The following is a 10,736-nucleotide window of genomic DNA, read 5'->3' as shown; positions in this document are numbered from 1 at the left end:
ACATAACCCAAAAAACCAACATCATTCACACCACCGCGGGGTGGAGCAGCCCGGTAGCTCGTCAGGCTCATAACCTGAAGGCCGTAGGTTCAAATCCTACCCCCGCAACCATGAATACCGACACTCCCGTGAGCACAGCTCCGGGAGTGTTTCTTTTTTGTGCACAAGATGTGTATAAAGCGTAAATGCTGAATATAAGAACAGAACGACTTATTCTCCGCAATTTTCGCGAAACGGATGGTCCGGCCTTATATTCCTATCTGCATAATCCACGATCCAGCTGTTTTTTTTCGCTCAGGCTTTCTGATGAAGTCGCCGCTTCAGCTGAAGCAAAGAAGCGTAGCACAGACAATAATTACATAGCGGTTTGCCTCAAAGCGAATGACGAGCTGATAGGCGACCTATTTGCTATGCCAGAAGAAGACGCCCTTTCGGTAGGGTGGAATTTCAACCCCAACTTTGCTGGTCAGGGATATGCATTCGAAGCTGCGCACGCTTTGTTCACTTACCTGTTTGATGAACGACATGCACGTCGTCTCTATGCTTATGTCGAAGACACCAATCAGCCGTCGCAGCGCCTCTGTCAAAAGCTAGGCATGCGTTTGGAAGGGACATTCGTGGAGTTTGTCTCTTTCATGAAGAACGAGTACGGCCAGCCGGTTTATGAAAATACCATGCAGTATGCGCTTTTGCGACGTGAATGGAGTACTTTTCAAGCAGGGTCTGTATTAAAAACAGAATAACGTATGTTATATCTGTATAGTGTAATTTTGGAACAGCAAGCATATCAGCTATAAATTCTCTGATTCTTATTTTTTATAAATCTCTATGTAACTTATTGTTCGTTCTGTAGTTAGGCTCTCCGATCTGGAGAAAGTAGCTTTATGACGCACGCTTTTGTGGCTGGTCTGAAGGCAGGGAAGCCGCAAAGCATCCTGTCAAATCGCGCTTTGGTTTCATTATGCGCCTTGAATTTTTTTATGGCTGACGTGCAGGCGGGTATTGGTCCTTTTCTGGGCGTGTTTCTCCAGCGTCATGGCTGGCAGACGGGGCCGATCGGTACTGTCATGACGGCTGGTGGTATCGCGGGCATGATGGCCACTATTCCTGCTGGTGCACTGATTGATCAGACGACTAAAAAACGCCTGTTTGTCATTGCCGCGGCACTCTGCACTATTTCTGCTTCGCTTCTGTTACTGAGTTCACAATCAACACTTGTTGTGACTATTAGTCAGCTTGCCACGGCGTTGGCTGGGGCAGGGATTGGCCCTCTAATGGCTGGCATGACGCTCGGGATTGTTCGTCAGAAAGGTTTCAACGCGCAGATTGGCCGGAATCAGGCCTGGAACCACGCGGGCAATATGGTGGGAGCCGGATTGTCTGGCTGGCTCGGTTGGACGTTTGGTTTGTCCGCAATTTTCTTTCTTGAAGTCACATTTGGTCTGCTGGCTATCGCTGCCGTGCTCCTGATTCCTGAGAAATCTATCGACCATCAGGCAGCGCGAGGGCTGGAGGATGGTGACAGTCATGATACCGGGAAAGCGGAAGGCATAGGAGCGTTTCTTCGGCACAAACCGCTCCTGATCCTCGCGACCTGTCTGTGTTTCTTTCATCTCGGCAACGCTGCGATGTTGCCGCTTTACGGTATGGCCGTCGTCAGTGCGGGGAAGGGTAATCCCGCGATGTTCACGGCGATGACTGTGGTGGTGGCCCAGGCTGTGATGATCGGCGTCAGTCTTCTGGCCATGCGTTTTGTGGCAAGCCGTGGATACTGGATCGTGTTGCTGATTTCATTTGCCGCCTTGCCGCTCCGCGGCGTGATCGCGGGGACGTTCATCCAGCATTGGGGCGTGTGGCCCGTGCAGTTTCTGGACGGTATAGGTGCTGGGCTTCAGAGTGTTGCCGTCCCGGGATTGGTAGCGAAGCTCCTTAATGGCACAGGACGGGTCAATGTGGGGCAGGGCGTCGTCATGACTGCACAAGGCATCGGAGCAAGTCTTTCGCCGGCGTTGGGAGGCTGGCTTGCCGAAGACTTGGGCTACTCGACGGCATTTTACACTCTGGGCTGTTTTGCAATCCTGTCGCTGGGACTGTGGGTCTGCTCGGTGTCAGTCATGCGTTCTGCTGAGCGTATACCAGCATGATGTTCCATCATGAGGCGATCTGGGCGATCGCAGCGCTGACAACTGCCGGGGTCATGATCCAGCCATTTCGGATTGCCGAGTGGGTATGGGCTGTAATAGGAGCAGTGCTTCTCGTCGTGACAGGTCTAATCCCTGTTTCCATGGCGGGCACAGGCATCCTGAAAGGAGGAGATGTCTATCTCTTCCTGACGGGTATGATGCTTCTTAGTGAGACAGCGCGGGCGAACGGTCTGTTCGACTGGATTGCGACATGGGCAGTCAACCATGCCGCAGGTTCAACGCCCAGACTGTTCACGCTGGTTTATCTGGCAGGTGTCGTGGTGACGACATTCATGTCCAATGATGCGACAGCTGTGGTGCTGACACCTGCGGTGCTTGCCGTGGCGACAAAAGCAAAAGCAGATCCTCTTCCTTTGCTGTTCGCCTGTGCGCTTATCGCCAATGCTGCCAGTTTTGTTCTGCCGGTTTCCAATCCCGCCAATCTGGTGCTTTACGCTGGGGCTCTTCCGGCTCTGGGATCATGGATGGCATCTTTCGCACTGCCGTCGTTGATGGCAATCGTGACGACCTATCTGGTTCTTCGCCTGATGGAGCGCAAACATCTCAGGCAGGAGTGTGCATCTCAGGTGGAGCCAATGAGCCTGACTGTGGGCGGCAGAGCGGCTCTCGCTGGAATCGTGCTGACGGCAATTCTGCTTGTGACAATTTCCGCTTTTGATTGTCCTCTGGGTCCGCCCACAGCGTTGGCCGGTATCGCAACAGCTCTGGGAGTGTCTGCACTGGCACGACGTTCCCCGCTCACATTGGTGCGAGAGATTTCATGGGGGGTTCTGCCGCTCGTGGCGGGGTTATTCGTTCTGGTGGAAGCCATCGACAGCACCGGACTGATTGGAGAAATCGCACTGTTACTTCGGAGTGCAGTCCAGTCTGATCCCACAGGAGCGGCTTTCGGTTCCGGCGCTCTGCTGGCTTTTGTCTCAAACCTTATGAACAATCTGCCAGCCGGGTTGATTGCGAGCGAAGCTGTAGCGCAGGCGCATCCGCCACGTCTGGTTATCGATAATCTTCTGATCGGCGTGGATCTCGGCCCCAACCTCTCGGTCACGGGATCGCTGGCCACGATCCTGTGGCTTCAGGTGATTCGCCGGGGTGGGGAGGAGGTTGGGTTTTTGCAGTTTCTCAAGGTAGGTGCCGTCGCAATGCCTGTGGCGTTGTTTACGGCTCTGGGTGCGCGATTGCTGATGGGGTGAGATTTTTACTCACGGTTCCATGGAATCAACATTTTCAAGCACGCGCCTGAGGAGCGAAACGAGCGTCTCTATTTCATCTTCGGTCAGACCCTTCGTCATGTCAGAATTGCCCTGACGGAGGATGGCGCGTCCTGCCGGAAGTTTTTCCAGCGTCGCGTCTGTTAATGAAATCAGGCTTGAGCGTTTGTCCTCGGGGTCTGGCGCACGTTGTACAAGTCCATCCCGCTCCATACGGGACAGCATCTGGGCCATGGTCGGTTGCTCGACCTTGGCCCACTTTGCCAGTTCTTTTTGCGATAACTCTGCCCCGTCCTTGAGAGCTGTCAGAACCGGGAGTTGCGCTGTCGCAAATCCCAGATCCCGTAATCGTGCGTCGCCAGCGCGGGTTAGTCCACGGGCGATCCGGCTGAAATAATGACCGGGGTGACGAAGAGGGTCCCAGTCGTCAGAATTCTCCATTGAATAGGGTCCTATGTTTAATTATATAGGTTCCTATATAATAGGAGTGCAGAGATATGGCAACGCAGCGAATTGCGATCGTAGGGGGTGGCCCGGGCGGTTTGATGCTGGCCCGTCTCCTTCAACGTCAGGGAAAATACCCTGTGGTGCTGGAGCGGGACCGGCATGCAGAGGAGCGCCCTCAGGGAGGGTCCCTCGATATGCATGGGGAGACTGGTCAGTATGCGATGGAGCAGGCCGGTCTGCGGGAAGCATTTCTTGCGGCAGCCCGTCCGGAAGATCAGGGAGATCGCCTTTATAATGCCGAGGGTGAGCTCCTGTTTGATCGCAACGAGCCTACGGACGACCGCCCTGAAATCGATCGATCCGTGCTGCGCCGAATTTTGCTGAACTCTCTCGTGCCCGGAACTGTACGCTGGGGGCACCGGATTACCCGAATTGCTCCCGAAAAGGACGGTTTCGTGGTGGGGGGCGATGGGTGGTCCGAACAGTTTGATGTTGTCATAGGTGCGGATGGTGCGTGGTCCTGTGTTCGCCCCCTGCTGAGCGATGCCGTGCCGCTTTATGAAGGTGTTACGCTGGTGGAACTGGGGTTCGATACGACCCGTCATCCTCGCGTCAGTAGACTGACCGGTAACGGCAAGATGCTCGCGGTAGGCGACAACCGTGCATTGATTACCCAAAGAAACGGTGATGGTCATATTCGCGGGTATGCTGGCGTCAGGCTGGCGGAGAGTTCGGCCAAAGAATGGGCAAGCTGGTCCGGCGAAAGCGTGCGACAGGCACTGCAGAATGTTTTTGCCGAGTGGGCGCCGGAATTACGGGACGTGATTGAAACGGGAGAATTCATCGGTGTAAGGCCGCTTTACGCCTTGCCCGTGGGACATTCCTGGAAAAGTCAAAACGGCCTGACACTTCTGGGGGACGCGGCGCATCTTATGTCTCCGTTCTCGGGCGAAGGAGTTAATCTTGCGCTGGCTGACGCCGTAGAGCTTGCGGAAGCTCTGACTTCGACCGGAGACTGGTCCTCGGTGAGCCGGTATGAGCGCTCCATGTGCGCACGTGCGACCGTAGCAGCCGAAGGCGCCGCGCAGGGCTTGAAAAGCGTTTTTTCATCTGCAGGCGTGGAGCATGTTCTTGAGCACTATCGTGCTCGCATCCATGATTGAAAAGCTGCCTGACATCGCATTCTGCGTTGGATCATGCCGCACGGACGTTGATGTGGACCGATATTTGTTATTTTCAACGTCTCCTCCATCCCTCTAGGTCCGTCTGGCGGAAGGGGTGGAGGCGTTGTGTCTGCGAAGCAGGCCGAGCAGCCAGTGGCACAGACGCTTCGTTTTTGCGCCGATGGCATCCATCCACAGATAGACGATTGGTGTGGTGTAAAGCGTCAAAAGCTGGCTGACGACCATGCCACCGAGGATGGAGACACCCAGCGGGCGGCGCATTTCCGCACCATAACCATTGCTGATGATGAGTGGGACCGCACCGAGTGCGGCGGCGAGGGATGTCATCAGGATGGGGCGGAAACGGGTGATGGACGCCTTGAAGATGGCATCCTTCGGAGAAAGCTTTTCGACGCGCTCGGCATGGATGGCGAAGTCGATGACGAGAATGGCGTTTTTCTTGACGATGCCCGTCAGCAGGATGATGCCGATCATGGCGATGATGCTGAACGATTCTCCCGCAATCCACAGCCCCAGAACCGCGCCGATCCCGGCGGAGGGCAGGGTCGAGAGGATTGTGATGGGATGGATCAGGCTCTCATACAGAATGCCCAGAACGATATACATCACGGCAATGGCAGCGAGGAACGCCAGCGCGCCGTTGACCATGAGCTTGCGCGTATCGCCAGCTGTTCCGGTGAAGTCACCCAGCACGCCATCGGGGGCGTGCGTGTTCTGCATGGTCTGTTTGATCAGCGCGACCGCATCATTGTAGCTCACACCCGTTGCCAGATCGAACGAGATGTTGGCCGAATAGTAGTTGCCGCGATGGGTGATATCGAGGGGTTGCGGTTTCCACAGGATGGACGCGACATTCATCAGCGGGATCATGGTTTCGATCGAGGATGAGACGGCGGAACCGCTGGACGTGTTGCCGGAAAGCTGGTTGGCCAGCGAGTTCTGGATTGAGGCCGTTGCGAGAGATGTGAAACTGCTGGCGGAGGTGCTGGAGTCACTGCGGGCGCGGATCAGGTTGGAGGCCACGCCACCGGCAGCCGTACCGGCGGAGGTGGAAATCCAGACCTGACGGAGTGTCTCGGGGTCCATCCGGTATTTCGGCGCCAGTACCATGACCACGCGGTGTTCGGTCGTGGGTAGGTGGATCGTGGAGACGATGGCCTGACCGTAGGAATCGTACAGGACGTTCTGGATCAACTGCGGCGTAACGCCATAGCGCGCTTCCGTATCGCGCTGGACGGTGATGTAGGCGGCGGCGGACTGCCCCTCGGTCGTGGATGAAATGTTGACCAGCTTTCCCGAGGCACGCAGGGCGTTCAGCAGGATCGGGATATAGCCGAACAGGTCCGAGACGTTGTCTCCACGCAGGACGTAACGATAGCTGCCTGTATTTTTGGAACTGCTGCCGCCCTGACTGCTGCCGCCCACACTCCAGAACGACACGTCCGCTCCGGGCTCATTGGGCACGCGTTTGCGGATGCGGTCCAGAATGGTTTCGGCGGAGGCGCGCTCGTCCTTTTCCTTCAGATGGATATAAAGCTCGCCGCTGTTTTTATCGTCGCTGAAAATGGTGGTGGACGTGACATCGGGGTCCGTCTGGACGATGGCACCGATTTCCCTCAGGCGTCGATCGATTTCCTGAAAGGACATTGTGGGGTCGCCCTTGATGCGCCCCGCCAGCAGCGACATGTCCTGTGACGGGATGAATTCCTTGGGCATCAGCATGACGGAACCGATCAGCACCACGAAGCTCAGCGGGAGGGTCATACCCATCAGAATTGGATGACGCAGACACCAGTGCATGGAGCGGCCATACTGCTTCAGTGTCCAGTCCAGCGAGGTTTCCGTAATGAAAGCGATAGAGCCGATTAAGCCTTTGCGGGGCTGGTCGCCATGGTCGATTTCCAGCATCCGCGCGCACATCATCGGCGTCAGCGTGAGGGAGAGCCACATGGAGATGACGATGGCGGAAATCATCGTCATGCAGAACTCGAACATGATCGAACCCGCTCCGCCCGGCAAAAACAGCAGCGGGATGAAGACGGCGACCAGAGAAGCGCTGATGGACAGAACCGTAAAGCCGATCTCCGAAGAGCCGACCAGACTGGCCGTGTAACGGTCTTTTCCTTCCTCCATGTGCCGGGCAATGTTTTCCAGCACGACAATGGCGTCATCGACCACGAAACCGACCGCGATGGTCAGGGACATGAGCGACAGAACATCGAGCGTGAAGTTGAACGCCGCCATTGCCGCCAGCGTGCCGGAGAGCGCGATGGGGACCGTTACGGCGGGAATGAGCGTCGTGACGAATCTGCGGAAGAACAGCAGAATCACAAGCACGACCAGCACGACGGACAGGATCAGCGTCAGTCGCGCATCCGCCAGTGACGCGCGGATGGAGCGGGACGTGTCGAGGCCCACGACCAGATTAACGTCCCCAGGCAAGGCGTCGCGCAGATGCGTCAGATTGGCGTTGATGCCGTCCACGATGGCCACGGTATTGGCATGTGGCTGGGCGGTGACGACGAGCGTGACGGCACGGTGTCCGTTGATGTAGCTGGTCTGATAGACGTCCTGAACGCTGTCGGTGACGGTGGCGATGTCGCTCAGCCGGACGGGATAGAAGTCGTTGCGGTATGCGATGATCAGGTCCCGGTACTGGGCCGCATTGATGGCCTGATCGTTGGTGGACAGCATCATCCGCTGGCCGTGGCTGTCGATGAATCCCTTGGGGGTGAAGGCATTGGCCGAGGCGAGTGCCGTACGGATGTCTTCCAGCCCGATGCCCCATTTATAGAGCGGGTTGGGGTTGAGTTCGATGCGTACGGCGGGATTTGTCGATCCCACGACTTCCACACGTCCCACGCCCTTGACCTCGGCCAGCAGCGGTTTGATGCGGATATTGGCGATATCGTAGAGTTCGGCCTGTGTTTTCTGGTCACCGGTCAGACTCATCAGATAGACCGGGAAGCCGCCGCCATCCATTTTGAAGGCCTGCGGGTCCGCGTCCATGGTCCCCGTCGGCAGGTCGGCGCGCGCGGCGCGAAGGGCTGCCTGTGTGTCACGCAGGGCGCCGTCGATGTTCCGCGACGACGAGAACTCCAGAAAAATCTGGGCCTGTCCGGCACTGGTGTCGGATTCGATGCTTTCCAGATCCGCGATGGAGCCGAGCCTGCGTTCCAGAGGCGTTGTGACGGAGGTTGCCATCTGCTGCGGGTCAGCGCCCGGCTGGGTTGCCACGACCATGATGGATGTCGTGGTCATGTCCGGCATCGTGGCGACGGGCAGGAGCGGATAGCAGATCAGTCCCGCCATGAAGATGGCAATGGACATCAGTGTCGTCGCGACCGGGCGGTCTATGAACAGGCGGCAGAAATTCATGCGGTCAGTTTATCCACAAAACCGCATTTCAGGTCATTACTGATAGGACACAAAATGTCAGTTCTGCAGTGTGCGGGCCGTCAGAAGTCCGGCATGCCTGCCGGCTGTGCGGAAGGCTGGGTGACATAATAGCGTTCCGCCAGACGGGGCGGCAGCAGATCCATCAGGCGGGACCCCATGACTAGCCATGCCGGAAAGATTACCCGGCGCGTCTGGCGCAGCGTTCCGCGCAGGATTCGGCGCACGGCCTCTTCCGTGGACACCAGACCCGGCATCGGGAAGCGATTTCCCTTCACCATGGCCGTATCGACAAACCCACAACAAACGCTGGTCAGGCTGATGCCGAAACCGCCCAGCCGCGCCGCATTGGCCACGATGAAACGGTCCAGAGCGGCCTTGGATGCGGAATAGGACGGTGTGCCGGGGTAGCAGACGAACCCCGCGACGGACGCCATCACGCAGATACGCCCGCGCAGGTTTTCGCCGTTTCGCTCCTGCCCGCGCATGGCTGCGACAACCGGAAAGAACGTGTTCAGCGTTCCCGTCAGGTTAATGTCCAGCATGTTGCGGACGCGTTCTTCACGTTCCAGAAGCAGACCGTCGCTGGCCGTATGAGGCAGTCCGCCAGTAATGCCCGCACAGAGAAACGCCATGTCGAGTCGCTTTTGCGACGCAGCGGCGATCCACTCCGCCATGCCCTGTCGATCGCGCGTGTCTAGTACGACCGGCGCCGATGTTGCGCCCTGCTCATTGCAGCGCCGGGCCGTTTCCATCAGGCCGTCTTTAGCGTGATCGCACAGATGCAGGGAAACGCCCGGACGGGCCAGTTTCAGGGCAAGACCGCGTCCGATCCCGGATGCAGCCCCTGTAATCAGGATATTCATAGGGCCGATTTTAACAGAGTGTTTCCGCGAAGCGACCCCCGAAGGAGCGAAAACATCTCTTCTCTGTCAGGTTAGTTCGCGGAGTTACAGTCCGAACGGGGTTTGGTGCCCGCAAGAAGCTGCCCGGCGAAGCTGTGGGCTTCCGTGACCATGGCGGCGAGTGTGCCGTTATGGCTGGCGTCATGAATCCGGTGTGTTACGGGCGTCCCGGCGGCACAGAGGCGCGCGACAAGGCGTTTCTGCTGGCTGGTGGAGGTGTGCAGATCCTGCGCGCCGGATTCGATCAGAACAGGCGACGGGAGGGAAAAGCCCGGATATTTCGCCCAGTCAAATGCCGGGGCCAGCACGCGGCCCGCTTCGGGTTCGAGCAGGGTTGCTGGCGTCAGGCCGGAGCGTTTGGCGATCGGGAAGAAATCCGAAGCGCACATGGAGCCCGCATCATGCAAAAGGCGCTGCCCCCGGGGCGTGAAGGCCTCGTTGATGTCGGTGGACGGATCAGCCTCGACCAGCGACTGTCCGAGTGTCAGGAGTTCCGGCACGGCGGGGGAGAAGCTGTGCGGATTGGCGGGATGCAGAAGCTCCTGCGCTGCCTGTTCGTCCAGATAGGGCGGGGCGGCGGCGATCGTGCCCAGAATATGCAGATGCGGCGCATAGGTCGAAGCCATGGCCGCAGCCGCCAGAGCCGCTTGTCCACCCTGTGCATGGCCGTTCAGCACCACATTGTCCGACAGGTCCGGGAGGCGTTCGCGGGCCGCGCGTACGGAATCCAGCACGCTCATGCCTTCCGAACGCGCATTCAGCAGAAGCGGTGCGCCCGGCTCGCCCATGCCGGGATAGTCGGTCGCGACGATCGCAAAGCCCTGACGCAGCCATCCGTCATAGAAACGGGCCTGAACGGTGCCGATTCCCATCACGGACGGCGCGCAGGTCAGGTGCAGGCCGCTCTCTCCATGCGCCCAGGCCAGAACAGGCCAGCCCCCCGCCGGAGCCGGACCGCGCGGGACCAGAACCTGCGCCGACACACGGACGAGCTGATGCGGGTCGCGTGCATCCGTGCTGCGATAGGTCAGGCGATAGACGGAAGCCGGCTCATGAGACGGTACGGAATCCAGCCGGATCGCCTGCCCCGCCGAGACGGGTGCGCTGACGGACCAGTTGTCGCCATCGTCATCCGAGGCGCAGCCGGACAGGGCGGCTCCGGCTGTCAGAAGCATGACGAGCGATGTCAGGGCGGTCAGCGGTTTATGGCGAAAAGAGCGATACGGCATGGGCGGTCTGTCTCCGACAAGGAGCGTCTCTCATAGCAGTGCTCTGCGTCCTGTGGGAGCGGCCATATCCGGCGTTGTGTTGGGTGTCGGACTTGGAGAGCCGACCATCCGGCGCTACAGAGAAGACCTCTGACGCGCCGGTCCGACCTGATCGGATCTGATA

The 10,736-nt window shown here is 58.2% G+C and carries 8 protein-coding genes and 1 tRNA gene; 5 read left to right on the top strand and 4 right to left on the bottom strand.

What is annotated here, in order from left to right; all coding sequences use genetic code 11:
- The first annotated feature begins 34 nt into the window (after positions 1 to 34).
- The 4 genes from HKD21_RS02805 (at position 35) to HKD21_RS02790 (ending at position 3,394) form a co-directional block, all read left to right on the top strand.
- Positions 35 to 111 (top strand) — tRNA-Met (locus HKD21_RS02805).
- A gap of 74 nt (positions 112 to 185) precedes the next feature.
- Positions 186 to 743 carry a GNAT family N-acetyltransferase gene (locus tag HKD21_RS02800; RefSeq protein WP_194254045.1) on the top strand — a complete coding sequence of 186 codons (558 nt, stop codon included), beginning with the start codon at positions 186 to 188 and terminating at the stop codon, positions 741 to 743.
- 141 nt (positions 744 to 884) lie between these two features.
- A complete protein-coding gene (locus HKD21_RS02795; RefSeq protein WP_194254044.1) occupies positions 885 to 2,144 on the top strand; it encodes an MFS transporter in 1,260 nt (419 codons plus the stop codon).
- A complete protein-coding gene (locus HKD21_RS02790; RefSeq protein WP_194254043.1) occupies positions 2,141 to 3,394 on the top strand; it encodes an arsenic transporter in 1,254 nt (417 codons plus the stop codon). The genes HKD21_RS02795 and HKD21_RS02790 overlap by 4 nt, the downstream gene beginning before the upstream one ends.
- Positions 3,395 to 3,403: 9 nt before the next feature.
- Here HKD21_RS02790 and HKD21_RS02785 read toward each other — a convergent pair whose 3' ends face one another.
- Positions 3,404 to 3,853, bottom strand: coding sequence for a MarR family winged helix-turn-helix transcriptional regulator (locus tag HKD21_RS02785; RefSeq protein ID WP_194254042.1), 450 nt, complete (start codon positions 3,851 to 3,853; stop codon positions 3,404 to 3,406).
- 56 nt (positions 3,854 to 3,909) lie between these two features.
- Between HKD21_RS02785 and HKD21_RS02780 the strand changes: the two genes are divergently transcribed.
- Positions 3,910 to 5,022, top strand: a complete 1,113-nt coding sequence (locus HKD21_RS02780) for an FAD-dependent oxidoreductase (RefSeq protein WP_194254041.1) — start codon at positions 3,910 to 3,912, stop codon at positions 5,020 to 5,022.
- A 93-nt stretch (positions 5,023 to 5,115) separates the two neighbouring features.
- Here the strand turns inward: HKD21_RS02780 and HKD21_RS02775 are convergent, their stop codons facing one another.
- The 3 genes from HKD21_RS02775 to HKD21_RS02765 all read right to left on the bottom strand — a co-directional run bounded on the left by HKD21_RS02775 (position 5,116) and on the right by HKD21_RS02765 (position 10,573).
- Positions 5,116 to 8,421: an efflux RND transporter permease subunit gene (locus HKD21_RS02775; protein WP_194254040.1), complete on the bottom strand. Its 3,306-nt coding sequence runs from the start codon at positions 8,419 to 8,421 to the stop codon at positions 5,116 to 5,118.
- Positions 8,422 to 8,501: 80 nt separating this feature from the next.
- Entirely contained in the window at positions 8,502 to 9,305 is an 804-nt protein-coding gene (locus tag HKD21_RS02770; protein ID WP_194254039.1) for an SDR family NAD(P)-dependent oxidoreductase, read from the bottom strand.
- A gap of 71 nt (positions 9,306 to 9,376) precedes the next feature.
- Positions 9,377 to 10,573 carry a lipase family protein gene (locus HKD21_RS02765; RefSeq protein WP_194254038.1) on the bottom strand — a complete coding sequence of 399 codons (1,197 nt, stop codon included), beginning with the start codon at positions 10,571 to 10,573 and terminating at the stop codon, positions 9,377 to 9,379.
- Positions 10,574 to 10,736: the final 163 nt, after the last annotated feature.

Origin of the sequence: Gluconobacter cerevisiae, assembly GCF_015244675.1 — a bacterium.
Taxonomy (GTDB): Bacteria; Pseudomonadota; Alphaproteobacteria; order Acetobacterales; family Acetobacteraceae; genus Gluconobacter; species Gluconobacter cerevisiae.
This window is presented reverse-complemented; position numbering and strand designations above follow the sequence as displayed.

Excerpts from the sequence above, each read along its gene's own strand:
- HKD21_RS02800 (WP_194254045.1), top strand. The coding sequence starts at position 186 with ATGCTGAATATAAGAACAGAACGACTTATTCTCCGCAATTTTCGCGAA.
- HKD21_RS02795 (WP_194254044.1), top strand. The coding sequence starts at position 885 with ATGACGCACGCTTTTGTGGCTGGTCTGAAGGCAGGGAAGCCGCAAAGC.
- HKD21_RS02790 (WP_194254043.1), top strand. The coding sequence starts at position 2,141 with ATGATGTTCCATCATGAGGCGATCTGGGCGATCGCAGCGCTGACAACT.
- HKD21_RS02785 (WP_194254042.1), bottom strand. The coding sequence starts at position 3,853 with ATGGAGAATTCTGACGACTGGGACCCTCTTCGTCACCCCGGTCATTAT.
- HKD21_RS02780 (WP_194254041.1), top strand. The coding sequence starts at position 3,910 with ATGGCAACGCAGCGAATTGCGATCGTAGGGGGTGGCCCGGGCGGTTTG.
- HKD21_RS02775 (WP_194254040.1), bottom strand. The coding sequence starts at position 8,421 with ATGAATTTCTGCCGCCTGTTCATAGACCGCCCGGTCGCGACGACACTG.
- HKD21_RS02770 (WP_194254039.1), bottom strand. The coding sequence starts at position 9,305 with ATGAATATCCTGATTACAGGGGCTGCATCCGGGATCGGACGCGGTCTT.
- HKD21_RS02765 (WP_194254038.1), bottom strand. The coding sequence starts at position 10,573 with ATGCCGTATCGCTCTTTTCGCCATAAACCGCTGACCGCCCTGACATCG.